This window comes from uncultured Bradyrhizobium sp. (assembly GCF_936928535.1).
Classification (GTDB): Bacteria; Pseudomonadota; Alphaproteobacteria; order Rhizobiales; family Xanthobacteraceae; genus Bradyrhizobium.
In genome coordinates this window covers 26,988-52,031 of the sequence record NZ_CAKZHY010000059.1, presented here as the reverse complement: position 1 = coordinate 52,031, position 25,044 = coordinate 26,988, and the positions used below count along the sequence as shown (strand labels likewise).

Sequence of the window (25,044 nt, the reverse complement as noted above, 5' to 3'; positions counted from 1 at the left end):
ATTTTGCGAATTTCGTTTGCTCCGTCGGGCAAAACAGTGGCATTATGCCATGCTGGCATCTTGCGAAGGCGGCGAGAGGGATAGCTCCGACAGCGCTGCCATCGCCTCGTCGGCGCGATCGACGGGCACGAAGAGATGATCGTGATGGAAGGCCGACACGGCATTCGCGCTGATGCCGGCCTTGGCGAGACGCGCGGTGATGGCTGCCAGGAAACCTACGGCGTCGAGCGCGGAATGAACCGTCAACGTGATCAGGCGAGAGGGAAATGCGTAGCTCAGTCCGGCCGCTTCGGCTTCCTCGCGCAGGATGACCAGCGTCGTCCCTTCCTGCTCGCGGAACGTCAACAGCGGGTTGAGGGCCGCGGGAATGTTTGCATCTGCCGGGATGGTGCAGAACACGAAGATGCCTGGCCGCAGCTCCGGCTTCATTTGCTTCAGCAGGACGTTGAGATCGCGTTCTCCTGTCACGGTCATTTCCTGCCTTGGTTTTCAGCGACAAAAGTCTATCCCCGTCACCCTGAGGCGCCGAAGCGCAGCGAAGGCCTCGAAGGGCGAACGGCCCGGCTGGAAGCTCGGCCGTGCATCCTTCGAGGCTCCCGGCGCGATGCTTTGCATCGCGCCACTCGCACCTCAGGATGACGGAATGAACAATGCCGTGCCGCCAGATTCACTCCTGCGCCTTCTCCGGGCCGTCATAGGCGATGCCGCGGATCACGGCGGCGCTGCCGAACTTCTTGCGCAGACTGTCCACCGCGCGCTCGGCATGCGCGGCGCGACGGTCGAGCATGTCGGTGTCGTCGGCGGGGGAGCCGTCGCGCAACGCGCTGACGCCGGCGCCCATCAGGCGGAAGGCGGTGCCATCGATTTCCTTGGCGAGCATCTCGCGGCAGATCGAGAAGATCTTTGCTGCAAGCTGCGTCGGTGCGTGGATCGACTGTGAGCGGGTGCGCTGACGGAAATCGGCCGTCTTCAGCTTCAGCGTGATGGTCGAGCCGGCAAGCTCGCTGCTTTTGAGCCGGGACGACGTTTTCTCGCATAGCTGCCACAGGATCTTCTCCAGCGACGCGAAATCGCGAATATCCGTTTCGAACGTCGTCTCGCTCGAAATCGTCTTGGCGCCGCGATCGGCCTCGACGTGGCGATCGTCGATGCCGCGCGCGAGCCGCCACAGCCGGCGGCCCTCGCTCGGAAACTGTCGCATCAGCTCGATCTCGTCGGCCTTTTGCAAATCGGCGATGATGCGGAAGCCGCGCTGCATGAGACGTTCTTGCGTTGCGGGGCCAACGCCAAAAATGAAGCCGACCGGTTTTTCTGCAAGCATCATGCGCGCCTCGTCCTGATCCAGCGCGGCAAAGCCGCGCGGCTTGTCGAGATCAGAGGCGATCTTGGCCAGGAACTTGTTGCAGGACAGGCCGACCGAGACTGATATGCCGACGTCGCGCTCGACCTCGCGGGCAAAGCGCGCCAGCACTTTTGCGGGGATCATGCCGTGCACCCGCTCGGTGCCGGAGAGATCGAGAAAGGCCTCGTCGATCGAGAGCGGTTCGACCAGCGGCGTCAGCGCCTGCATGGCCTGGCGCACCTCGCGGCCGACGCGGACATACTTCGCCATATCAGGCGGGATCACGGTCGCGTGCGGACAGGCCTCCAACGCCTTGAACATCGGCATCGCCGAGCGCACGCCATAGGTGCGCGCGATGTAGCAGGCGGCCGACACCACGCCGCGTTTTCCGCCGCCGATGATCACAGGCTTGTCGGCGATGTCAGGATTGTCGCGCTTCTCCACCGTCGCATAGAAGGCGTCGCAGTCGATATGGGCGATTGTGAGCCCCGCCAGCGCGCGGTGGCGGACGAGGCGAGGGGAGCCGCAGGCGGAACAGCGCCGCCCTCCCATATCCAGATCGGCCAGACAATCCCGGCAGAAGCAGCGGGGCCCGGCCGTATCAGGGGCGGTCACGGCACGTCGCGCTCCCAGGTCCGGTCGCCGAGCGCATCGCCCAGCACCTGCCGCGCCGCGGCAACGTTGGTCGGATGCAGCTCCGAGGCCTTGGCAAAGGCCTTCACGGTGTCGTCATCGCGCAGCACGAAATCGAGCACGCTGAGCAGGAAATTCGGGTCCGAGGCGGCGTTCCGGAGCGTCTCCGGTCCGACCCCTGTCTCGGCCAGAAACAGGCCCAGCCTTTCAGGATCGCCGGCGACGAAGGAGAGCGCCTGAATCGCAACGATTTCAGCGACTTCGCGGGGGTTGTGAACAGGCTTTTTCAAAGGGCCGGTTTGCCTTTCCGTTAACTTTCGGTGTCTACTTTGGACTATGCCCGAGTCTCAGGACTGAGTCTTGGCGTTGAGTCTTGCTGGCCCAGACAAGCAACTGGAAACCACATCGCAGAAAGTGGCCCCTCGGGTTTAACGAAACTCAAGCGAATCTGAGGCTAGTTTGAATCCAGTTTTCGAAGCGCCGGAAAGCGGCGCCTGAGGCGTCACATGCATCGGTCTTTGGGACCAAACAGGAGGGCGGGATGGCTAAGACCGTCCTGATCGTGGAAGACAACGAGCTCAACATGAAGCTCTTCCGCGACCTGTTGGAAGCCCACGGCTACCAGACCTCAGGCACCAGCAACGGCTACGAGGCGCTCGACCTCGTCCGCAAGATCCGGCCCGACCTGGTGCTGATGGATATCCAATTGCCGCAGGTCTCGGGGCTCGAGGTGACGCGCTGGATCAAGGACGATCCGGAGCTGCGCGCCATTCCCGTCGTCGCGGTCACGGCCTTCGCGATGAAGGGTGACGAAGAGCGCATCCGCGAGGGCGGCTGCGAAGCCTATTTGTCCAAGCCGATCTCGGTCGGCAAATTCATAGAGACGGTCCGGCGTTTTATCGGATAGGAAGTGAGTTCACAGTGTCCGCGCGTATCCTTGTCGTCGATGACGTTCCCGCCAACGTCAAGCTGTTGGAGGCTCGCCTCTCGGCCGAATATTTCGACGTGATGACGGCTTCGAACGGCACCGAGGCGCTGGCGCTGGCCCGCCGCGCCGAGTGCGACATCATCCTGCTCGACGTGATGATGCCCGACATGGACGGCTTCGAAGTCTGCCGCCGTCTCAAGACCGACCCGGCCACGCACCACATTCCCGTCGTGATGGTCACCGCGCTCGACAGCCCCGCCGACCGCAACCGCGGCCTCGAGGCCGGCGCCGATGACTTCCTCACCAAGCCCGTCTCCGATGTCGTGCTGATCGCGCGGGTGCGTTCGCTGACCCGGCTGAAGATGATGACCGACGAGCTGCGCATGCGCGCCATCACCTCGCTCGAGATCGGCATGCAGGCGCCCGAGCGCAGCGCCGTGGCGGACACCGGCAAGGGCGGCCGCATCCTGCTCGTCGACGACCGCGAGTCCTCCTATGAGCGGCTGGCGACGATCCTTGCCGCCGAGCACACCGTCGACGTCGAGCCCAATCCGACCGAAGCGCTGTTCCATGCGGCCGAGGGCAATTACGATCTCCTGATCGTCTCGCTCGACCTGAACAATTTCGACGGCCTCCGCCTGTGCAGCCAGGCCCGTTCGCTGGAGCGCACGCGTCATGTGCCGATCCTGGCGATCGCAGAAGCCGAGAATTCCACCCGGCTGCTTCGCGGCCTCGAGATCGGCGTCAACGATTATCTGCTGCGCCCGGTCGACAAGACCGAGCTTTTGGCGCGCGCCCGCACCCAGATCCGCCGCCGCCGCTACACCGATCATCTGCGCGACAACGTGCAGAACTCGATCGAGATGGCGATCACCGACGCGCTCACCGGCCTGCATAATCGTCGCTACATGGAGAGCCATCTGGCAACGCTCGCCGAGCAGGCTTCCACGCGCGGCAAGCCGCTCGCGCTGATGATTTTGGACATCGACTATTTCAAGTCGATCAACGACAATTTTGGCCATGACGGCGGCGACGACGTGCTGCGCGAATTCGCGGTGCGCGTGCGCAAGTCGATCCGCGGAATCGATCTCGCGTGCCGCTACGGCGGCGAGGAGTTCGTCATCGTGATGCCGGAGACCGACCTGCACGTCGCCAGCATGGTCGCCGAGCGCCTGCGCCGCTCGATCGCCGGCGAGCCGTTCGCCGTCCACAAGGGCACCAAGCGCGTCGAGGTCACGATCTCGATCGGGCTCACCACGCTGGAGCAGAAGGGCGAGCCGGTCGCCGACGTCCTCAAGCGCGCCGACACGGCGCTCTACCGCGCCAAGCACGACGGGCGCAATCGTGTGGTGTCGCAGGCGGCGTGAGGTGAGGCGGCGCTGATGGCGCTTCATCCTCGATGCCGTCCCGGCGGAGGCCGGGACCCATAACCCGAGGGAGGGGTTGTGGAGCGAGCCGATAACTCCGAGTCTTCGCAAAACTGTTGCTGCGGCGTATGGGTCCCGGCCTCCGCCGGGACGACGGCTGTTATTGTGGCGGCCGCTTGTTCTTCACTGGCTTCGCCGCAATATCGCCACCCACATCCACCCCCGCATTCCGCAGCAGCACCTTCGCGGCTTCTTTCGCCGCGCGTGCCATCGCAGGATCGTCACGCACCAGGTCCTGCGCGATCGAGCCGTCGACCAGCAGCGCGAGCTGCGTTGCGAGCGCATCGGCTTCCGTAACGCCGAGCTCGGTCAGCCGCTCGCGAAACCAGACGCGGCGGCTTTCCTTGAAGGCGATGGCGATCTTCTTCACGGCGCGGTCTGTGGGCCCGAGCTCGGCGACCGCATTGACGAACGGGCAGCCGCGAAAGTCCTTGGCCGAGAAACGCCGCTCCAGCGAATCGAAGGTGCCGAGGATCTGCTCGGCCGGCGGCTTGTCGGAGGGGCGGGCATGGACGAAGCGGCGCTCGAGATAGGCTGTTATCAGCGTGTCCTTGGACGGGAAGTGGTTGTAGAGCGTGCGTTTGGAGATGCCGATCTCGGCCGCGATGGTGTCGACGCCGATGGCGCGAATGCCTTGCAGATAGAACAGCTTGTCGGCGGTCTCGAGAATCCGCTCTTTCATCGTCTGTGGGGCGGGCGGGGGAGCCATGCGTCGTGATGCGTCCTGGTTCGCTTGACAGCGCCGGCCTCTTATAGACTAATTACACAGGTCTGTGTAATCAAAATCAACTGACTTTGCAGATGCCGGCGCGCGTGCCGCGCCCATGAGGGAGAACAACAATGCCCCTGTTGCAGGTCCTGCGTCCGACCTTGCCGATCCTGATCGGTGCCTCGATCATGCTGACGCTGAGCATGGGGCTGCGGCAATCGCTCGGGATCTTCATGCAGCCGCTGACGCACGACATCCACCTCTCGGTGTCGGATTTCACGCTGGCGCTGGCCGTGCAGAACCTCGCCTGGGGCTTTCTCCAGCCGCTCGCCGGCGCGATGACCGTGCGCTACGGCTTCCGCCCGATCATGATCGTCGGCGCGCTGATGTACATCGTTGGCCTCATTCTGATGACGACCGCGAACGGCCTCGTCGGCATCATGATCGGCGCCGGCGTGCTGATCGGCACGTCGCTCGCCTGCACCGCGGCCGCGATCGCAATGTCGGTGGCGGCGCGCGCGGTGCCTGCAACCGTGCGCTCCACCGTGCTCGGCATCGTCTCCGGCGCGGGCTCGCTCGGCGCGCTGCTGTCGGCGCCGATCGGACAGATGCTCAACGAGGGCTTCGGCTGGCGCATCGGGCTTGCCGGCTTCGTCGTCATGTCGGTGCTGATGATCCCCGCCGCCTGGTATGCCGGCCGCGTCGACGCCGTCCCGTTGCCGAAGCCCGCCGCCGATGACATCGGCGATGCCACGGCGGCATCCGTCGCGAAGTCCGCATTCGGCAACGCCTCCTTCGTGGTGATGACCTGCGCCTATCTTGTCTGCGGCATGCAGCTGGTGTTCCTCACCACGCATCTGCCGTCGTATCTCGCGATCTGCGGCCTCGACCCGATGCTGAGCGCGCAGACGCTCGGCATGATCGGCGGCTTCAACGTGCTGGGCTCGCTGTTCTTCGGCTGGGCCGGCCAGCGCTGGAACAAGCTGGCGCTGCTGGGCGGCATCTACATCCTGCGCTCGCTCGCGCTTGCCTGGTATTTCATGCTGCCGGCGACGCCGTTCTCGACGCTGCTGTTCGGCGCCATCATGGGCTTCCTCTGGATGGGCGTCGGTCCGCTGGTCGCAGGCGCGGTCGCCGAGATGTTCGGCCTGCGCTGGCAGGCCATGATCCAGGGCCTCGCCTTCATGAGCCACCAGATCGGCAGCTTCCTCGGCGCCTATGGAGGCGGGCTGATCTACGACGCACTCGGCTCGTACAGCATGGCTTGGCGCATCGGCGTGGCGCTGGGCTTGGCTGGCGGCATCATCCAGGTCGCGTTTGCGCTTGTGAGGCCGTCGCAGCCGCCGGCGCCGGTGTTGCGGACGGCGTAGGGCAGGGCGTGAGGTCAGCGATTCGGCTTCAGGAATGAAGCCTCATCGTGCCTTGATCGCCGCGCCACGACGTGTCCCTCAAGCACGACGCGGACCTCGTCTACCACGCTGCTCCAATCGCCTCGCATCGGTTGCCTGAACAGCCGCATCGACTGATACCACGGGCTGTCATCGCGATTGAGCAGCCAGCGCCAGTCCGGATTGAAGGGCAGCAGCGTCCAGACGGGCGCGCCGAGCGCGCCGGCGAGGTGGGCGACGCTGGTGTCGACGGAGATCACGAGGTCGAGGCAGGAGATCAGCGCTGCTGTCTCGCTGAAATCCGTCAGGTGTTGCGTGAGGTCGACGATGTCGCCGCGTTCGCCGAGGTAGGCCTTGTCTTGATCCCGGACGCCTTTTTGCAAGGAGACGAACTGCACATCGCAATCCAGCAGCGGCGCCAGCGTGCGCAGCGCTATCGACCTGTTGTGGTCGTTCTTGTGATCGGGATTGCCGGCCCAGACCAGACCGACGCGGAGGCGGGTGTGGGGGCCGAGCCGTTGCTCCCACTCTTTCACGCGCGCCGGTGGTGGCGCGGGAACATAGCCTTGCGCGAGCGGGATCGTATCGAGCCGCGTGCCGAACGCCAGTGGCAGCGTGCCGAGAGGGCAATGCAGGTCGAATGCCGGCGTCGAGGATCGGCTGCTACACTCTGCGACACCGGCGATGCCGCCAAGGATCTGCCGGATCGGCGGCTCGACCTCCAGGATCACCTTCGCTCCGAGCGCGGCCACCATAGGCACGTAACGCGCGAACTGGATTGCATCGCCGAGACCCTCGTCGGAGTGCAGCAGGATGGTCTTGCCTTCGAGCGGCTGGTCGCCGCGCCACAGCGGCTGTGAAAAGCCGCGATCGACAAGACCAACGGAGGGAAGTCGCCAGCGCGCTTCTCGCGCGAGCCAGCCGCGGTCGAAATCGCCTGTCAGCAACTGAAGCGTCGCCAGATAGAACAGCGTCTGCGCATCGTCGGGGGCAGCCGCGAGCGATCCGTGCAAGGTCGCGAACGCCTCATCCAGCATCTGCAGATGCAGCAGGACCACGGCCTTGTTGTTGAGCACGGCGTGGAAATCTGGGCAGAGGGCAAGGGCGCGGTCGAAACAGGCAAAGGCCTGCTCCAGCCGGCCAAATCGCCAATGCAGGAGGCCGAGATTGTTGTGCGTCTCGGCGAGAGCAGGATCCAGCGCGAGGGATTTTTCGTAATCGGCCTGCGCGTCCTCGAAGCGGTTCACATTGGAGAGGCAGACGGCGCGCATCTGATACAGCGCCGCGGTCGGCTTCAGCGTCTCGGCGACGTCGAAGCGCGCGATCGCTTCCGCATGCCTGGAGAGTTCGAGCAGCAGCATGCCGCCATTATGCGCGGCTTCCCAATAGCGCGGATTGAGCTTGAGGGCCTGCTGCAAATGCTGTGCGGCCTCCTCCTTGCGATCGAGCTGCCAGAGCAAATTGCCAATGTGATTCCACAGGCCGGCATCGTCAGGCTTGAGGGCGAGGGCCCGGCTGTAATGTTGCTGTGCCTCGTCGAGCCGACCCTGCCGCTCCAGCACCGTGGCGAGGCTGAGGAGGTACTCGGCCTTTGGTGCGTGCTGGATTGCGCGTCCGATCCATTCCACGGCGGCGTCAGGCTGCTGCGCGTGAAAACAGAGCACGCCCAGCAGATGGAGGGCATCCGGGTGTCGCTCGTCGAGCGTCAACGCCTGCTGGCAAGACAGCTCCGCCTCGGCGATGCGTCCGGATTGAAAATGCGCAAATCCGGCCTGGCACAGCGCTGCCGGCGTCACCTTTCCGGATTGTCTGGCCGCGACGGCCCGGCGCTCTCTGCGATTCATGGACGGCTGGACGTGATGCAGCCTCGCGATTGAAGGCAGCGAGGCTCGTCCTTCTAACCACGCCAGGATTGCGTGAGGCTGATGGTTCGGCGGCGGTGACTCGATATCGCTCCGTCATCCTGAGGTGCGAGGCATGGGACGCGAGGCGTCCCATGCGGAGCCTCGAAGGACGAACGGCCACCGTCGCCGATGCAGCCGGGCCGTCGCCCTTCGAGGCTCGCCGAAGACGCGAGCACCTCAGGGTGACGGACCACCAGAACGAAAACGGGGCCCGCAAGGGCCCCGCAAGAGTCTTTAGCGTGTGCCGCGATCTTACTTGATCTTGGCTTCCTTGAATTCGACGTGCTTGCGCGCGACCGGGTCGTACTTCTTCTTGACCAGCTTGTCGGTCATGGTGCGCGAATTCTTCTTGGCGACGTAGTAGAAGCCGGTGTCGGCCGAGGACACGAGCTTGACCTTGATGGTGACCGCTTTGGCCATGTTCTGAACCTCAGAAATCAGGGGAATCTGGAGCCGGCCAAACGGCCCGCGTTGGCCGGCAACCTAGCCAGAAACCGCCTGATGTCAAGGTTTTAGGGCGGGAAAACCACTCAAATCGGCCCGATTACGCCTCGAAGAAGCGGTTTTTCGGCCGGGGAAGGCCCAGATTCTCCCTCAAAGTGACCCCTTCATACTCCTTGCGGAAAATCCCGCGCTTCTGCAGCTCCGGGACGACCTTATCGACGAAATCGTCAAGGCCCGCGGGCAGGAACGGGAACATGATGTTGAAGCCGTCGGAGCCGCGCCCGACCAGCCATTCCTCCATCTGGTCGGCGATGGTCTTGGCCGTGCCGACGAAGGACAGCCCGCCGTAACCGCCGACGCGCTGGGCGAGCTGGCGCACGGTGAGCTTGTCGCGCCTGGCAAGGTCGACCATGCGCTGGCGGCCGCTCTTGCTGGCGTTGGTTTCGGGAATCTCAGGCAGTTGCCCGTCCGGATCGAAGCCAGAGGCATCGGTGCCGAGGATGACGGACAGCGAGGCGATGGCGCTGTCGTAATGCACGCGGCTGTCGAGCAGGGCGCGCTTCTCCTTGGCCTCATCGACGCTGTCGCCGACCACGACGAAGGCGCCGGGCAGGATCTTGAGGTGGTCAGGGTCGCGGCCGACCTTCTCCATGCGGCCCTTGATGTCGGCATAGAGTTTTTGGCCGTCGGCGAGGGGGCCGCCGCCGGTGAAGACGGCTTCCGCGGTCTCCGCAGCGAGCTGCCTGCCGTCCTCCGAGGCGCCGGCCTGCACGATCACGGGCCAGCCCTGCACGGGGCGGGCGATGTTGAGCGGGCCGCGCACCTTCAGATATTTGCCCTGGTGATCGAGCACGTGCATCTTCCCGGGATCGAAGAACAGGCCGCTTTCGACGTCGCGCACGAAGGCATCGTCGGCGAAGGAATCCCAGAGGCCGGTGACGACGTCATAGAACTCGCGGGCGCGCTTGTAGCGCTCGGCGTGCTCCATGTGGTCATCGAGCCCGAAATTCAGCGCCGCGTCCGGGTTCGAGGTGGTGACGATGTTCCACCCCGCACGGCCGCCGCTGAGATGGTCGAGCGAGGCGAAGCGGCGCGCGACGTGATAGGGCTCGTCGAAGGTGGTCGAGCCGGTCGCGATCAGGCCGATGCGTTCGGTGACGGCCGAGAGCGCCGACAGCAGCGTGAACGGCTCGAACGAGGTCACAGTGTGGCTGCGCTTGAGCGCATTGACCGGCATGTTCAAGACGGCGAGGTGATCGGCCATGAAGAAGGCGTCGAACTTGCCGGCCTCGAGCTTCTGGATCAGCTGCTTGATGTGGCCAAAGTTGAAATTGGCGTCGGGCCAGGCCCCGGGATAGCGCCAGGCGCCGGTGTGGATGCTGATCGGGCGCATGAACGCGCCAAGCTTGAGTTGCCGTTGTGCCATCGCGCCCTGGTCCGTTCCTGATGTCGTTCGCAGAGACATAGGCACGCCGGGGAACTCCGCCATTGGCAGGGCAGGGAAGAATTTTTTGTTTTTAGCGACAGGCTCAGCACGTTTCCGTCATTGAGAGGTGCCGCTAAGCGGCGAGCCCGGAATGACAGGGAGAAGGCAATCGAACCATCCCGCGGCCCACGCCGACCAAGCCAAGACCCCGTGAGGAGACTTCAATGGCCAGCGCAATGACCGCAGATGGCAGCATCGTCCGGATCGACCGGCCGATGCCGTGGTTCGGCCGGCTGCTGTCGCTGCCGCTCTTGGCGGCCAGCGGCTATCTGCTCTGGAATGTCGCGCTCGGCCTGCGCCAGGATTTTTCCGGCTTCGGCAGGCTTGCCGACGATCTCGTGCCGGTGCTGGTGTTTTCCGGCCTCGGGCTGCTCATCGGCGTTCCCGGCCTGATCCTGCTGACCTTCCGCACCTTCGTCGTGCTCAACGAGACGCTGCGCCAGATCGTCGTCACCAGGCAGTTCGGGCCGCTGAACTTTCGCAAGTCGCGCGATCTCGCCGATTATCACTTCATCAGCATCACCGACGATTTCGATCCTGAATTGACGACCTACGACGTCAATCTCTGCGGCAGCAAGGGCACCGAGCCGATCATGCTTCAGAGTTTTACGAGGCGCGAAGAGGCGGACAGGCTCGCGAGCGAAATCGGCCGTGTCCTGAACCTGCCGGCGCGCGACTATGTCGGCACCGAGCCTGACGCGGACTGATCAAGGCTGGTTGCGCCCCCTCCAGGAAGTTGCCATTGTCGCGGCCGGACACCGCGATGATAGGCCATGATCTCTGCAAATGATTTCATTCCCGCGCTGCTGCCGCGCGGCGAGGGCCACCAGTTTCTGTTGTACGGCGATTCCTGCTCGGGCGTGCCTGGCGCCCTCCACGAAAAGACCTTTGCCTCGGTGAATGCCGTCGTACAGCGACTGAGGCCGCAGCCTGACTTCATTCTCTTTCCCGGCGACGAGATCATCGGACTGACGCCTGATCCGGACGCTCTGCGTGCGCAGTGGCGATATTGGTGGGACACGGAAATGGGCTGGCTCGACCGTGCGGCCATTCCGATCTGGCACACCACCGGCAACCACACGACCTATGACGTGATGAGCGAGGCGGTGTTTCGCGAGGTGCTTGATATGCCGGACAATGGGCCGCCGGGACAGGCCGGCCTGTCTTATTTCGTGCGGCGTGGCGATCTCCTAATGGTGTTCGTCAACACGCTCTGGAGCGGCCTCGGCGGTGAGGGCCATCTCGAGCTCGCGTGGCTGGACGCGACACTCAGAGCGCACGGTGATGCCCGCCACAAGCTCGTCCTCGGCCATCACCCGGTGTTTCCCATCAACGGCTTTACGGGGACGTATCAGCGCGAGATCGGCCACGAATACGCCCGCCCGTTCTGGGACATCCTCGTCAACGCAAACGTGCTGGGCTATCTGTGCAGCCACATCCTCGCCTTCGATGTCCAGGCGCATCGCGGTGTCCTACAGATCTGCACGGCGGGTGCGGGAACGGCGCACAGGATGCCCGAGGGCGTCGAGTATCTGCATTGCATTCAGGCCGCGCTCGACGACGAAGGCCTGCGCTACCAGGTGCTCGATACCGACGGCGTCGTCAGGGAGAGGCTGCAATGGCCGCTGCCCGATGCTGATCCCGGCGGGTGGAGAGAATTACAGCCCGGTCATATCGAAGCGCCTTTCAGCGGAGATGTGGAGAGCGGACGACGGATCGCGCTGAGGCTCGTTGGTCAAAGTGCTGCGGCCGACGTCGCAACGGCCCAGACGATTGTCACGGCTTTCGAACCCGGCTCGCTCGCACCGTTCTGGCTTGGCGTTCGGGGACCGCGGCAAACCCTGACGGCCATCGTGGGTCGTCAGCCGGGACGAAGTCCGACCTATTGGTTCGGACCGGATCTTCCGCCGGGTGAGAGTTTCGATATCGACGTCACTGTTTATCCGGACATGGGCCCCGGCGGTCTGCTGTATCGCCGTCACGACTCCGCGCGCTGGTCGTCCTTCACCGCTGCGGCGGCGCAGGGGCTGGAGCAGCTTTCATGGCCCCGGCATTGGGCGATCGGCCACGGACAGGCAGGCCGCGAAGACCGTGCCTTCAGAGGCGCTGCGCTGAGCGTGCTCATCGCGTCAGACCGGAATTGATGGCGGCGCCCGGCGACGAGGCGCGCTGATCAGCTCAAAATATCCTTCTGCATCTTGCCGCCGTAGAAATGGAAGAACGGCACCGGCGCATCGTGGCGCAAGGGGCCGGTGGCGAGACGCGTGTCGAGCTCGTTGAGCACATTCCGTGTCATGGGATGCAGATCCGCGAGCGGCTTTGAGCCGAGCTCGACCCAGACGAGCTCGACCAGCTCCGCATCCGCATGGATCACGCCCTCGACGTGGTGCGTGATCGCGGACGCATCGGCCGTGAAGAAGCGCGTGTCGAACCGCTTGACGCGGCCGGGCGGGGTGATCGCGCGGGCGATCAGGAACAGGCTGGAGGGATCGGGCAACAGGCCCGCATCGGCGAACGGCTTCCAGGGCCCTTCGAGTTTTGTTTTGCCCTCATTCTTGCGTCCGAGGCAGAGGCCGGTTTCCTCGCAAGCCTCGCGGATCGCGGCGATCGCCAGCGACTTGGCGCGCGAGGCCGGCGTCTTCGGGCTGCCCTTGGCGAGATTGGCTTCGAGCTCGGCGGTGATGGGCGCTGCGACCGGCACGCGATGATCGTCCTTGTCGACGCGGCCGCCGGGGAAGACGAACTTGCCAGGCATGAACACGACCTTGTCGTGGCGCTTGCCGACCAGCACTCTCGGAGTGGAGCCGCTGCGATCGACCAGGATCAGCGTCGCCGCATCCCGCGGGCGGAAATAGGGATGGTGGTCGGCTTCCTTTTGATCGTGGACTTTCGCCTTCTCGGCCGTCGGCGCCGTATCGCTCATATCCTCACCCAGACTGTTCTTGCTTATTGTGCTTACACAGGCGGAATACCATCCGGCGGGTTGTCGTCAAACCCGTGCATGCGCAGAGCCCATTGCAAGCCGACCACAGCTCCCTTCACCGGCTGAAGCAGGGCGAGCGAGGCAAAGAAGGTGAAGGGCAGATAGGCTACGAAGGTGAGCCAGACCGGCGTCGTGTAATTGGTCTCGATCCAGAGGATCGAAGGCACCGTGACGTGGCCGACGATGACGATGACGAGATAGGCGGGCAGATCGTCGGCGCGGTGCGGCGTGAAGTCGAGGCCGCAAGCCGAACAATGATCAGCGGTTTTCAGGAACGCGCGGAACAGCTTTCCCTCGCCGCAGCGCGGACAGCGGCCGCGAAAGCCGCGCTTCATCGCCGCCCAGAGGTCGCGCTTCTCGAAGAGGCCGGTCTCGCGCGTCCAGATTTTTGGGGCCGTGCTCATGGTCACCATGCCTTGCCCTTCTTGCCTTTGCTCTTGCCCTTATTCTTTCCCTTGCCCTTCGCTTTGCCGGATTTTGGCTTCGGTGGCTTGCGTTTTTTATCCGGGCTGCGGCCGGGATGCGCCTTGAACGAGGGACGGCGCTGCGGCCCGGGCCGCCGGCGGTCGCGGGGCGCGGTGGCGCTATCGGACGACAGCAGCTCGAAACGCAGCGCGCCTGCGACGGGCGCTGCTTCGATCAGGCGGACGTCAACGATATCGCCGAGCTGGTACATGGTGCCGCTGCGCGTGCCGATCAGCGCGTGCCGGCTCTCGTCATAGTTGAAATATTCCGTGCCGAGGGATCGGATCGGGATCAATCCGTCGGCGCCGGTCTCGGAGAGCTTCACGAACAGGCCGGCACGGGTGACGCCGGAGACGCGGCCCTGGAAGCTTGCGCCGATGCGGTCGGCGAGGTGATGGGCGATCAGCCGGTCGACGGTCTCCCGTTCTGCCTTCATCGCGCGCCGCTCGGTCAGCGAAATATGCGCTGCGACTTCGCTTAACGTCTCCGCGGTCTCGCTGTCGGGCAGGGCGCCTTCGCCGAGCCCGAGCGCGCGGACGAGTGCACGGTGCACGACGAGGTCGGCGTAGCGGCGGATCGGCGAGGTGAAATGCGCATAGCGGCGCAAGTTCAGGCCGAAGTGCCCGTAGTTTTCCGATGAGTATTCGGCTTGCGCCTGGGCGCGCAGCACGACTTCGCTCACCAGCGGGTAATAGTCGTGGCCTTCGAGCTGGGCCAGCACGCGGTTGAATAAGGTCGGGCGCAGCGCGCCCGATTTGGTGAAGGGAACGTCGAGCGTCTCCAGAAATTCCGAGAGCGCGTGAACCTTCTCCAGCGTCGGCTCGTCATGCACGCGGTAGATCAGCGGGAGCGATTTCTTCTCCAGCATCTCGGCCGCTGCGACGTTGGCGAGGATCATGAATTCCTCGATCAGCTTGTGCGCATCGAGGCGCTCAGGCACGACGACACGGTCGACCGTGCCGTCGCTCTTGAGCAGGATCTTGCGCTCGGGCAGATCGAGATTGAGCGGATCGCGCTCGTCGCGGGCGCGCTTGACGCACGTGTAGGCCGCCCAAAGCGGCCTCAGAATCGGATCGAGGATGGGGCCGGTGGTGTCGTCAGGCCGGCCATCGATCGCGGCCTGTGCCTGTGCGTAGCTCAGCTTCGCGGCCGAGCGCATCAGGATGCGATGAAAGCTGTGCGATTTCTTGCGGCCGTCGGGCGCAATGATCATCCGCACCGCGAGCGCGCCGCGCGGCTCGCCCGGCACCAGCGAGCAGAGATTGTTGGAGATGCGCTCGGGCAGCATCGGCACGACACGGTCGGGGAAATAGACCGAGTTGCCGCGATCGAGCGCGTCGCGGTCGAGCGCAGTGCCCGGCCGCACGTAGAAGCTCACATCGGCAATGGCGACGTCGACGATGAAGCCACCCTTGTTGTTGGGATCGTCGTCGGGCTGCGCATGCACCGCGTCGTCGTGATCCTTGGCATCAGGCGGATCGATGGTGACGAGCGGGACATCGCGCCAATCCTCGCGTCCCTTCAGATTGGCGGGCTCCGCCGCTTCCGCCTCGCGCTCGGCAGAAGAGGAGAATTGCAGTGGGATATCGTGGGCGTAGATTGCGATCAGGCTGATCGCCTTCTCCGATTTGACCGACCCGAGCTTCTCTTTCACGCGGCCGGACGCCAAGCCAAAGCTGCGGGTGCGGACGATGTCGACACTGACGAGGTCGCCATCTCGGGCGCCATGCGTATCGGCCGCCGCAATGTTCAACTCGCGATCGGCCGACTTCTTGTCGACCGGGATCAACCGTCCACCGCCTTCGGGAAGCTCGCGGAAAACGCCGAGGATGCGGGTCTTGGTCTTGTCGAAGACCTTGATGATGTGGCCGCGATAGGCCGGCCCGTCGGTGTCATCGTTACGTTCGACGCGCAACAGCACGCGGTCGCGGACGCCGGCGACGGTGCCGGGCTTCGGCCGGCGCGGCATCTGGATGCGGATTTTTGGCGGCTCGCCGCCCTCGACCTCGTCCCATTCGGTGGGAGAGGCGATCAGTTCGCCATCGGAGTCGCGCCCCGTGATGTCAGCCACCAGCGTCGGCGGCAGGCTGTCCGGCTCGGAGACCGTGTGGCGTTTTTTCTTGATGGTGCCGTCGTCGGCGAGCTCGCGCAGAATGCGCTTGAGCTCGATGCGATCGGCGTTCTTCAGGCCGAACTCGCGTGCAATGTCGCGAGTTCCGGTCTTTCCTGGATTTGCCTTGATGAAGGCGACGATGGCTTGCCGGTCGGGAAAGCCACGGTCATTCTTGCGTTTCACTTAACCTCTAATTGGTGCCGGCACTCTTCTTGGCCGGAGCTTTGGCGGCTGCCTTTGTCGCCGACGTTTTAGCCGTCGACGATACGGCTGCGCGCGCCTTGCTGGTGGATTCAGTTTTCGATTTGGCCGCTTTCTTTGCGGCCGGTTTCTTCTTCGGCGTGGCGTCGTCGCCATCCGCGGCCTTCTCAGCAGTCTTCTTGGCCTTGGCGGGCTTCGCAGCCTTCTTGGCTTTCGCCTTGCCGCCGCCCTTGGCGGCGCGCTCGTCGATCAGCGCGATCGCCTGTGCCAGCGTCACCGTGTCCTTTTCGAACTCGGCCGGGATCGTCGCGTTGACGCCGCCTGCCGTGACATAGGCGCCATAGCGGCCGCTCTTCACGGTAACAGTTCCGAGCGAGGGGTGATCGCCCAGCGCCTTGCCGGGATCGGCACCGAAGCGGCGGCTCGGGCCCTTGGCGACCTTCTCGGCAATCAGCGTCACGGCGCGGTTGAGGCCGATGTCGAAGACCTCGTCGCCGGCTTCCAGGCTGGCGTAGGTCTTTTCGTGCTTCACAAACGGTCCGAAGCGACCGAGGCCCGCCGTGATCGGCTCGCCGGTTTCCGGATGTTTTCCAATCTCGCGCGGCAGCGACAGCAGTTTCAGCGCAAGCTCAAGCTCGACATCGCCGGGCGAGGTGCCCTTCGGAATGCCCGCGCGCTTCGGCTTCTCGCCTTCCTCATAATCCTTCTGCTCGCCGAGCTGGATGTACGGGCCAAAGCGACCGGCCTTGACCCAGACATCGCGACCCGTGTCAGGGTCCTGGCCGAGCGAACGATCGGCCGTGGTCTCGCTGTCGGCGGCGAGCTGACGGGTGTAGCGGCATTCCGGATAGTTCGAGCAGCCGACGAAGGCGCCGAACTTGCCGGCCTTGAGATTCAGACGGCCGGTACCGCAGCTCGGGCACTGCCTGATGTCGCCGCCATCCGCGCGCGGCGGATAGATGTGCTGGCCCAGCATCTCGTCGAGCACGTCGAGCACCTGCGCGACGCGCAGATCCTTGATCTCGTCGACGGCGCCGATGAAGCCGGTCCAGAAATCCTTCAGCACCTGCTGCCAGGAGATCTCGTTGTTGGAGATGCGGTCGAGCTGCTCCTCCAGATTGGCCGTGAAATCGTACTCGACATAGCGGTTGAAGAAGCTTTCGAGGAACGCGACCACGACGCGGCCCTTGTCCTCGCCGTGCAGGCGCTTTTTCTCGAGCTTGACGTAGCCGCGGTCCTTCAGCACCTGCAGGATCGAGGCGTAGGTCGAGGGCCGGCCGATGCCGAGCTCTTCCATGCGCTTGACCAGCGAGGCCTCGGAGAAGCGCGGCGGCGGCTCGGTGAAATGCTGGGTGACGGAGAGCGACTGCCGCTTGAGCGCGTCGTTCGGGCTCATCGCGGGCAGGCGGCGGGAGTCTTCGTCCTCCTCGTCGTCGCGGCCTTCCTGATAAAGGGCGAGGAAGCCGTCGAACTTGACCACCTGACCGGTGGCGCGCAGCTCCAGCGTGCGCCCGCCCGCCTTCGCCGTGATGTCGACGGTGGTGCGCTCGAGCTCAGCCGATTCCATCTGGCTTGCGATGGTGCGCTTCCAGATCAGCTCATACAGCCGGGCCTGATCGGCATCGAGCTTGCGGCTCATGCTGTCGGGACGGCGGGAAAGGTCGGTCGGGCGGATCGCTTCGTGCGCTTCCTGGGCGTTCTTGGCCTTGGCCTGGTATTGGCGCGGGGCGTCGGGCACATAGGCATTGCCGTAATCCTCGCCGATCACCTTGCGGGCCTGCGTAATCGCCTCGGGGGCAATCTGCACGCCGTCGGTACGCATATAAGTAATGAGTCCGGTGGTCTCGCCACCGATGTCGATGCCTTCATAAAGGCGCTGCGCGATACGCATGGTGTGCGCCGGCGCAAAGCCGTATTTGCGGCTGGCTTCCTGCTGCAGGGTCGAGGTGGTGAAGGGCGCCTGCGGATTTCGGCGCGCCGGCTTGGCGTCGACCGCAGTCACCGCGTAGGTCGCGAGTTCCAGTGCCTTCTTGAAGTCCTCGGCTTCCGCGCCGGTGCCGATGTCGAGCCGCTGGATCTTCTTGCCATCGGCACCGACGAGGCGCGCCTCGAAGGCATCGCCGCGCGGAGTCAGCAGGGTCGCGATCAGCGACCAATATTCTCGGGCTACGAACTTCTCGATCTCGAGCTCGCGGTCGCAGACGAGGCGCAGCGCCACCGACTGCACGCGGCCGGCCGAGCGGGCGCCCGGCAGCTTGCGCCACAGCACGGGGGAAAGGGTGAAGCCGACCAGATAGTCCAGCGCGCGGCGCGCCATGTAAGCATCGACCAGCGCGCCGTCGATCTGGCGCGGATGCTTCATGGCGTCCGTGACCGCCTGCTTTGTGATGGCGTTGAACACCACGCGCTCGATCTTCTGATCTTTCAGCGCGCGCTTCTCCTTCATCACCTCCAGCACGTGCCAGGAGATGGCTTCGCCCTCGCGATCAGGGTCGGTCGCCAGAATCAGGCGGTCGGCCCCCTTCAGCGACTTGGCAATGTCGTTGAGCCGGCCGGCCGCTTTGGGGTCGACCTCCCAGATCATCTTGAAATTGCTGTCGGGATCGACGGAACCGTTCTTGGCGGGGAGGTCGCGGACATGGCCGAACGAGGCCAGAACCTCATAGGACGAGCCCAAATATTTGTTGATCGTCTTGGCTTTCGCCGGCGACTCCACAATGACGATATTCATGTAGTTCCAGTAACTTACGGGAAAATCTTGGGCCGAAATCGTTTAGATTCGGGTCGGCCGTTTCGCCCCGAACATGGGTGGTGAGACCGGTCCTGTCAAATCGAAGGGTGTTGAAAGCCCGCGAATTGGGAAAAGTTTCATATCGAAAAAGTTGCGAAATACCACCTTGGAGTTGTGGTTGGTGTGGGCGTAATGTCCTCGCGGGGCATGGATTCGGATGGGGCTGGTGGCAAAACCAGGACAGAAACGCGCACGCGCCGCGTCGGGCGCACAGGCACGTTCGCGCAACGAGGAACCGGGCGAGGGCGGCGCTGATGAGGCGGTTGCCTTCATTGCCGAGCAGGTGGGCAGCTTGCGCAAGCTCGCCGAGCGCCACAAGCTCGATGTGCTGCACTATCTCCTGGGCATGACCAAGCTCGAGGCCGACGAGCATTTCCGGCTGCGCAGCAAGCGCAAGCTGTCGTGAGGGGATGGGCCGTAGACCCGATCGGCCCTCGACGACGGGGCAATGCGCGCGCGGTCATGTCTTTTAGCGTTCGAAAGTCGGCTTAGGCGCCCGTGACGCGATAGACGCAGGCGGCTCCCTCGACCCCGCGAAGCGGTGCGTCGAACGCGACGACGTCGTGACCGGCGAGAAGCTGACTGACACCGGGTGCCGAATAGAGCGCCTCCGAAAGGCAAATTTCTCCGGCGCCGGCCAGGGCTTGCACACGCGATGCGACATTTACGGTCTGCCCGAAATAGTCGAGGTTCTCATTCAATGTGACTGCGATTGATGGCCCGCAATGGGCTCCTATCTTGAGGATAATGCTGGGATCGCCGTGCTCGGCATTGTAGCGCTCAATGTCCGCCAAAATGTTGAGTGCGGCTGAGACTGCATCAGGCGGACGGGAGAATACGGCCATGACGGCATCGCCGATCGTTTTGACGATCGCACCCGAATGCTGCTGTACGGTCGCGCCGAGCAGGGCGAAGTGCTCCCGCACAAGCGCATAGGCGTTGAGGTCGCCAAGCCGCTCGTACATGGCGGTCGATCCTTTGAGATCCGTAAACAGCAAGGTCACCTGCCTGATGCCGAGGCCCTCCTTCTCGTCGACACGCTCGGACCGGAACAGTCGTCTGAAAGTCTGTCGAGCAAGCAGCATGCCGCCCGAGAGATAGGGGTCAAACTCGAGCGCGGGCTTGATCGTCTGCGCCACGATCTCCGGCGGCCAGTTGATCAGAAGCAACGAGCCGCGCGTGGCGGAGTCGTTCTCCACCTCGACGACCGCCCGCCCGGGCGGCACAGCGGATGCGAGTGGAGAAAAACGGCGTCCATCATATTTGACGGGTAAGCGCGTGGGCGCCGCTGCGGGCTCGCCGATCACGCTCACTGCGAAGCTGGCCTGCGTCTGGACATTGACCCCGGCAAGTGCGCCGGGCGAGAGATCGACCTCGAGCGTAGTTGTCGCGTGCGAAGGCAAGAACGAAATTCCACGAACGAGACCGCGTAGGACGTCAAGAAAGCGGGTCGATTGACCGGGCAACCGGCCGTCGGCGAGAAAGCGGGCTTTCCAGTGGAAGTCTTCGACGGAAAGCTGTTCGAGGTTGTGAAAGGGAAGCCTTCGAAGGTCAGGGGATACCGTGAAGGTCACTTCAATGAAATCATCGAGGTCGGTATCGCCGGTGACGTCGCACAGACCGCAGACGTAATGGGTCTTCAGGGTCCGCAAGGCTCCGAAACTGTCGAGCACCATGCCAGACTGGGGACAGACGACATCCCAGCTCATGTCGAACAGACCGCTCCGCGCTGCATGGAGAAACAGGTCGATGCTCTCCGCTTCGCTGATGGCGCGATCGCGTGCAAAGCCAAGCGGATTGACGCGGTAGAGAGAGAGGTCGTCGCCGCCCCGGATCAGGCTTTCGAATTTGGAGATGACGCGCGGGCTCCAGGACCGGACCTGCTCGATCTCGGTCATCTTGCTTTCGAGGAGCCGTTCTTGAACGTGATGCATTTTCCCACCCAGGTCATCGACAAGGTTGAACGGGACGTTACGTGTCAGCGCAGTTGGCAACTTCTTCCAGCAGCGGAAGGATAGCATAAAACCCAGGGGGGCAATGCATGCTCGGGCACGAGATGAGGTGTCCTAACCGGAGCGGAGGGGCGAAAGACGAGAGCGGATGGCGCGTCGATGCGGCTGCTAACCTGCTCTGCGGCTGCGCCGCGGCGCCGGCCGCGGCTTCAGGGTGATGTCGGCGAGGCTGAGCAATCGTCCGTCCTCGGCGTGAAGCTCGAGCTTCTTGACGGGACGACCTTTGGCGCGATCGATCATGATGGTGTCGATCTCCTCAGGCGCATCGTCGAACTCCTCGCTCCATTGCCGGAGTGCGACCAGGATCGGGAAGAGGCCGCGTCCCTTCGGCGTCAGCAGATATTCCTGATAGGCGCTGCCATCGGAGGCGGGAGCTGTTTCCAGAATGCCGTGGTCGACCATCGATCGCAGCCGCGCGGACAGGATGTTCTTGGCCACGCCCAGCTTGCTCTGAAACTCGCCGAAGCGACGCAGGCCGAGCATCGCTTCGCGGATGATCATGAGAGTCCACCAATCGCCGATCACGTCCAGTGATCGCGCGACGGGGCAGCCGTCGCCCTCAAAGCTCGTTCGTTTCACCATCGTCCTCGCCCTATCGCATTCGCCCGATTCCGGCGTCGATCACGCGGATGTGTGGTTGCATCATAAAACCATATGCCCTAGATGGCAACATGGTTTTATTATGCAACCACTGGAGACGACCATGAGGCTGACGAACAAGACGGCACTGATTACCGGCGGCAATAGCGGCATTGGCTTGGCAACGGCAAAGCTGTTCGTGGCCGAGGGCGCGAAGGTTGTTATCACCGGGCGCAACAAGGAGACGCTGGAGGCGGCCGCCAAGGAACTCGGCCCCAATGCGCTCGCGCTCGCTGCCGATGCGACCGACATCGCCGCGACCGAAGCTGCGATCAGGAAGGGCGCCGAGACATTCGGCAAGCTCGACATCCTGTTTGCAAATGCCGGCATCCCCGGCAACACGCCGCTTGGTTCGACGACGCGGGAGGTTTTCGAGAAGGTGATCAGCACCAACTTGACCGGCGTATTCTTCACGGTGCAGTCGGCGCTGCCTTACATCAGCGACAACGCCTCGATCATTCTCAACGGTTCGGTGATCTCCGTCCTCGGCAATCCCGGCTATTCGGCATATGGCGCCGCCAAGGCGGGCGTGCGGGCGATGGCGCGGATCATGGCTTCCGAGCTGTCGCCGCGCGGCATCCGCGTCAACGTGGTCGCGCCGGGTGCGATCCGCACGCCCATCTGGGGCGCGGCGATTGCCACGCCGGAAGCGGAGAAGGCATTCGAGAAGCGTCTTGGGCTGGCGACGCCGCTCGGCCGCATCGGCGAACCCGATCACATCGCGAAGACGGTGCTGTTCCTCGCCTCCGACGATGCCGGGCACGTTCAGGGCCAGGAGATCTTCGTCGACGGCGGCGCGGTGGCCTCGCCGAGCGGCGCGCCGATCTATCGGGGTTGATCAAGTGAGGTGAAAGTTGAATCGGCCCGCGCGCCTGTTACGGTTGCGCGGGCCGGTTCCCACGTCTGGCGAGATGTATTTTCTAAAGCTTGCGTGACGCGTTGAACCTTCGCGTGCGCTGCCAAGACCCTTCTACGGGCGAAGGGGCATCGGCCTATTGAGGAACCCGTTATGCCGAAAGCAGCACAGATTTTTTCACCGATTTCAGCACCGCGTATTTACACCGAACGTTCAGTCAGTCCCGTCAAGCAGCGCTCCGACATGTCAGAGTTCATCGGGGTTGCGATTTTCTCCGGCGTCGGCTTGCTCGTGTCGCTTGTTGCCGTGATCCTGGGCGTGCAGGGCGCCTGGTTCTAGCACGGCCAGACACCGCCGATCCGCCAGCCGCCGCCGGGGTCCGGCAGCGGCTTTGTCGGCGGGCGTTTTACGCCGCGCGCAAGCTGGTGGCCGCTTGAAGCGCCCCAGCGAGCGCCTTCTCGCGATGCTCGGGGCCGACCTGGATGCCATCGGCAATGATGAATTCCGGATTGATACCAATGAAGCCGAACACGCCGCGCAAATAAGTCTCGAGATGCTCGAGCGCTGCATACGGCGTATCCGCGCCGTAATACCCGCCGCGCGAGATCGCAAAGATCACGCGCTTGCCGCCGGCGAGGCCCTGCGGTCCGTTCGCGCCATAGCTGAACGTCTTGCCTGCCACGAGAACGGCACGGTCGATCCAGGCCTTAAGCTGGCTCGGAATGGTAAAATTGTACATGGGCGCGCCGATCACCACGATGTCGGCCGCCAGGAACTCGTCCAGCGCGGCAGCCCCGGCAGCGAGGTCGGGGCCGAGTTCCGCAGGCGCGGCGGCGCCTTGCGCGACCGCAAGGTGCGATCCGGAAAGATGGGCCAGCGGGGCCTGGGTCACGTCGCGGTAGATCACTTCGAGTGAAGGCGTCGTCGTCTGCTTGAGCCGGTCGACGATGGCGGCAGAAACCTGCCGGGAGACAGAGTGGGGGCCGAGGACGCTGGAGTCGATATGGAGGAGTTTCATTGGGGTCACCCATGGTATAGATTTGTAACCCGCACTACATGAGTGACTGCCTGATACCCCGCAAGAACGCACTTTTTTGAGCCATGGGCACATCTTTGGAACCGACGCACATCGATTTTCCCGCCGAGCGCAGGCCGGATCCCAACCATTCGGACTGTCGCGGCGTCGCTTCGATCCTCGCTCGGGTCGGCGACAAATGGAGCGTGTTCGTCATCATGATGCTCAGCGATGGACCAAAGCGCTTCAATGAGCTGAAGCGCATGATCAACGGCATCTCGCAGCGGATGCTGACCCTGACCCTGCGCGGGCTCGAGCGCGATGGCCTGGTCACGCGCACGATCTTCCCGACCATTCCGCCGCGCGTCGATTACGAGCTGACCGATCTCGGCCGCGGCCTGCAGGAGCCGGTGAAGGCGCTGGGCGAGTGGGCGATGTCGCACCAGGAGCAGATCGCGTCAGCGCGCACGCGGTTTGACGAGCGCAACGGCGGTTAGAGGAGAGACACCAGTCCGCCGCCGTGACGCTCGAGCCGGCCGGCGAGCTCGAGCTCCAGCAGCACCATGCGCACGATCGCGGGCGAGGCGCCGGACATCCGCACGAGATCATCGATCGAGATGGGGGTGGGGCCGAGCAAGCCGGTGATCTGGTCGCGGTCGTGCCCTTGCGGATCGCTTTCGAACGGTTCGCTGTCGGGCTCGCTCATCGGGCGCATCAGCGGCCGCTCCATGATCGGCTGAACCGCGTTGATGATGTCGGACGCTTCGGTGACGAGCGTTGCGCCCTGCTTGATCAGATCATTGGTGCCGGCGGCGCGCGGATCGAGCGGCGAGCCGGGCACCGCGAACACCTCGCGGCCCTGTTCGGCGGCCATGCGCGCGGTGATCAGCGAGCCCGAGCGGTGCGCGGCCTCCACCACGACCACGCCGAGAGCAGCACCCGAGATCAGGCGGTTGCGGCGGGGGAAGTCGCGGGCGCGTGGCTCGTGGCCGAGCGGCATTTCGGAGATCGCAGCGCCCTTGTGGTCGAGAATGGACGTGAGCAGATCGCCATGCTCGGGCGGATAGATGCAATCATGGCCGCCTGCGAGCACGGCGATGGTGCCGCTCTCCACGCTGGCGCGATGCGCGGCCTGGTCGACGCCGCGGGCAAGGCCGGAGATGATGATGAAGCCCGCTTCGCCAAGCTCGCGCGCGAGCTGCCCCGCAAATTTCAGGCCGGCGCCGGAGGCATTGCGCGAGCCGACGATCGCGATCATCGGCCGCATCAAGGCCTTGACGTCGCCGCGCACCGCGAGCAGCGGCGGCGCATCGTCGAGTGTCGCGAGGCGCGATGGATAGCCGTCCTCGCCGGGCGCGAGCCAGGCAATGCCGAACTTGCGGCTCGCCGCGAGCTCAGCCTGCGCGTCCTCCACGCCGCAGATGCGGCCCGATCGCTGTGCGCCGCCGCGTCGCGCCAGATCCGGCAGCCGCTCCAACGCGGCGCGGACGTTGCCAAAGTGATCGACGAGCGAGCGGAAGGTGCGCGGCCCGACATTGTCGGAGCGGATCAGCCGCAGACGGTCGATCCGCTCAGCCTCGGTCAGCTCTACGCTTGGATTGATGGCGTCCACGGCGTCTCCTTGTGGGCGCAGCATGGAACAACCTGAGGGCGTCGCGCAACAGCGACGTGCGTTTGCACGGCCTCGCCCCGATGCTAAAAGCGATCC

At 64.3% G+C, this 25,044-nt stretch carries 24 protein-coding genes; 9 read left to right on the top strand and 15 right to left on the bottom strand.

The window, feature by feature from the left end; translation table 11 throughout:
- Positions 1-42: 42 nt before the first annotated feature.
- From Q0687_RS09230 to Q0687_RS09220, 3 genes are all read right to left on the bottom strand, one after another.
- Positions 43-468, bottom strand: coding sequence for an ACT domain-containing protein (locus Q0687_RS09230; protein ID WP_298874899.1), 426 nt, complete (start codon positions 466-468; stop codon positions 43-45).
- Positions 469-667: 199 nt separating this feature from the next.
- Positions 668-1,957: a DNA polymerase IV gene (locus Q0687_RS09225; protein WP_298874896.1), complete on the bottom strand. Its 1,290-nt coding sequence runs from the start codon at positions 1,955-1,957 to the stop codon at positions 668-670.
- Complete coding sequence (locus Q0687_RS09220) at positions 1,954-2,265, bottom strand: DUF3572 domain-containing protein (RefSeq protein WP_008130066.1); 312 nt, start codon at positions 2,263-2,265, stop codon at positions 1,954-1,956. Before Q0687_RS09220 ends, Q0687_RS09225 begins: the two co-directional genes overlap by 4 nt.
- A 251-nt stretch (positions 2,266-2,516) precedes the next feature.
- Between Q0687_RS09220 and Q0687_RS09215 the strand changes: the two genes are divergently transcribed.
- Positions 2,517-2,882: a response regulator gene (locus Q0687_RS09215; RefSeq protein ID WP_092220123.1), complete on the top strand. Its 366-nt coding sequence runs from the start codon at positions 2,517-2,519 to the stop codon at positions 2,880-2,882.
- Positions 2,883-2,896: 14 nt separating this feature from the next.
- A complete protein-coding gene (locus tag Q0687_RS09210) occupies positions 2,897-4,270 on the top strand; it encodes a PleD family two-component system response regulator (protein ID WP_298874881.1) in 1,374 nt (457 codons plus the stop codon).
- A 160-nt stretch (positions 4,271-4,430) separates the two neighbouring features.
- Here the strand turns inward: Q0687_RS09210 and Q0687_RS09205 are convergent, their stop codons facing one another.
- Positions 4,431-5,039 (bottom strand): TetR/AcrR family transcriptional regulator, encoded by a 609-nt coding sequence (locus Q0687_RS09205; protein ID WP_298874878.1) that lies wholly within the window; start codon positions 5,037-5,039, stop codon positions 4,431-4,433.
- Between the two features lie 131 nt (positions 5,040-5,170).
- Between Q0687_RS09205 and Q0687_RS09200 the strand changes: the two genes are divergently transcribed.
- Complete coding sequence (locus tag Q0687_RS09200; protein WP_298874873.1) at positions 5,171-6,409, top strand: MFS transporter; 1,239 nt, start codon at positions 5,171-5,173, stop codon at positions 6,407-6,409.
- 14 nt (positions 6,410-6,423) lie between these two features.
- Here the strand turns inward: Q0687_RS09200 and Q0687_RS09195 are convergent, their stop codons facing one another.
- The 3 genes from Q0687_RS09195 to Q0687_RS09185 all read right to left on the bottom strand — a co-directional run bounded on the left by Q0687_RS09195 (position 6,424) and on the right by Q0687_RS09185 (position 10,201).
- Positions 6,424-8,271 carry a tetratricopeptide repeat protein gene (locus tag Q0687_RS09195; RefSeq protein WP_298874870.1) on the bottom strand — a complete coding sequence of 616 codons (1,848 nt, stop codon included), beginning with the start codon at positions 8,269-8,271 and terminating at the stop codon, positions 6,424-6,426.
- A 312-nt stretch (positions 8,272-8,583) separates the two neighbouring features.
- Positions 8,584-8,751, bottom strand: a complete 168-nt coding sequence (gene rpmG / locus Q0687_RS09190) for a 50S ribosomal protein L33 (RefSeq protein ID WP_057756569.1) — start codon at positions 8,749-8,751, stop codon at positions 8,584-8,586.
- Positions 8,752-8,875: 124 nt separating this feature from the next.
- Positions 8,876-10,201 carry an LLM class flavin-dependent oxidoreductase gene (locus tag Q0687_RS09185; protein ID WP_298874988.1) on the bottom strand — a complete coding sequence of 442 codons (1,326 nt, stop codon included), beginning with the start codon at positions 10,199-10,201 and terminating at the stop codon, positions 8,876-8,878.
- Between the two features lie 224 nt (positions 10,202-10,425).
- On the opposite strand from Q0687_RS09185, the gene Q0687_RS09180 reads away from it, so the two are divergent.
- Both Q0687_RS09180 and Q0687_RS09175 read left to right on the top strand, forming a co-directional pair.
- The gene (locus tag Q0687_RS09180) at positions 10,426-10,968 is read left to right on the top strand and encodes a hypothetical protein (RefSeq protein ID WP_298874861.1); all 543 of its coding nucleotides are present in this window, start codon (positions 10,426-10,428) and stop codon (positions 10,966-10,968) included.
- Between the two features lie 66 nt (positions 10,969-11,034).
- Positions 11,035-12,405, top strand: coding sequence for a metallophosphoesterase (locus Q0687_RS09175; protein WP_298874858.1), 1,371 nt, complete (start codon positions 11,035-11,037; stop codon positions 12,403-12,405).
- 29 nt (positions 12,406-12,434) lie between these two features.
- Here Q0687_RS09175 and Q0687_RS09170 read toward each other — a convergent pair whose 3' ends face one another.
- The 4 genes from Q0687_RS09170 to topA are packed head-to-tail and all read right to left on the bottom strand — an operon-like array spanning position 12,435 to position 18,754.
- Positions 12,435-13,184: an NUDIX domain-containing protein gene (locus tag Q0687_RS09170; RefSeq protein WP_298874856.1), complete on the bottom strand. Its 750-nt coding sequence runs from the start codon at positions 13,182-13,184 to the stop codon at positions 12,435-12,437.
- A 32-nt stretch (positions 13,185-13,216) separates the two neighbouring features.
- Positions 13,217-13,657, bottom strand: coding sequence for a DUF983 domain-containing protein (locus Q0687_RS09165; RefSeq protein ID WP_298874853.1), 441 nt, complete (start codon positions 13,655-13,657; stop codon positions 13,217-13,219).
- A complete protein-coding gene (rnr, locus tag Q0687_RS09160) occupies positions 13,651-16,005 on the bottom strand; it encodes a ribonuclease R (protein WP_298874850.1) in 2,355 nt (784 codons plus the stop codon). The genes Q0687_RS09165 and rnr overlap by 7 nt, the downstream gene beginning before the upstream one ends.
- A 7-nt stretch (positions 16,006-16,012) precedes the next feature.
- Entirely contained in the window at positions 16,013-18,754 is a 2,742-nt protein-coding gene (gene topA / locus Q0687_RS09155; protein ID WP_298874847.1) for a type I DNA topoisomerase, read from the bottom strand.
- 226 nt (positions 18,755-18,980) lie between these two features.
- On the opposite strand from topA, the gene Q0687_RS09150 reads away from it, so the two are divergent.
- Positions 18,981-19,220, top strand: a complete 240-nt coding sequence (locus tag Q0687_RS09150; protein ID WP_298874845.1) for a hypothetical protein — start codon at positions 18,981-18,983, stop codon at positions 19,218-19,220.
- A gap of 82 nt (positions 19,221-19,302) precedes the next feature.
- On the opposite strand, the gene Q0687_RS09145 is transcribed toward Q0687_RS09150, so the two are convergent.
- Both Q0687_RS09145 and Q0687_RS09140 read right to left on the bottom strand, forming a co-directional pair.
- Positions 19,303-20,748 (bottom strand): adenylate/guanylate cyclase domain-containing protein, encoded by a 1,446-nt coding sequence (locus Q0687_RS09145; RefSeq protein ID WP_298874985.1) that lies wholly within the window; start codon positions 20,746-20,748, stop codon positions 19,303-19,305.
- Between the two features lie 186 nt (positions 20,749-20,934).
- Positions 20,935-21,408, bottom strand: coding sequence for a helix-turn-helix domain-containing protein (locus Q0687_RS09140; protein WP_298874842.1), 474 nt, complete (start codon positions 21,406-21,408; stop codon positions 20,935-20,937).
- A 121-nt stretch (positions 21,409-21,529) separates the two neighbouring features.
- Between Q0687_RS09140 and Q0687_RS09135 the strand changes: the two genes are divergently transcribed.
- Complete coding sequence (locus Q0687_RS09135; RefSeq protein WP_298874839.1) at positions 21,530-22,303, top strand: glucose 1-dehydrogenase; 774 nt, start codon at positions 21,530-21,532, stop codon at positions 22,301-22,303.
- Between the two features lie 171 nt (positions 22,304-22,474).
- On the top strand, positions 22,475-22,660 hold the full coding sequence (locus Q0687_RS09130; protein WP_298874836.1) for a hypothetical protein: 186 nt from the start codon (positions 22,475-22,477) through the stop codon (positions 22,658-22,660).
- Between the two features lie 67 nt (positions 22,661-22,727).
- On the opposite strand, the gene Q0687_RS09125 is transcribed toward Q0687_RS09130, so the two are convergent.
- Positions 22,728-23,339, bottom strand: a complete 612-nt coding sequence (locus Q0687_RS09125) for an NAD(P)H-dependent oxidoreductase (protein ID WP_298874833.1) — start codon at positions 23,337-23,339, stop codon at positions 22,728-22,730.
- Between the two features lie 83 nt (positions 23,340-23,422).
- Between Q0687_RS09125 and Q0687_RS09120 the strand changes: the two genes are divergently transcribed.
- Complete coding sequence (locus Q0687_RS09120; RefSeq protein ID WP_298874830.1) at positions 23,423-23,833, top strand: helix-turn-helix domain-containing protein; 411 nt, start codon at positions 23,423-23,425, stop codon at positions 23,831-23,833.
- Here Q0687_RS09120 and dprA read toward each other — a convergent pair.
- Positions 23,830-24,972: a DNA-processing protein DprA gene (dprA, locus tag Q0687_RS09115; protein ID WP_298874827.1), complete on the bottom strand. Its 1,143-nt coding sequence runs from the start codon at positions 24,970-24,972 to the stop codon at positions 23,830-23,832. The genes Q0687_RS09120 and dprA overlap by 4 nt on opposite strands.
- Positions 24,973-25,044: the final 72 nt, after the last annotated feature.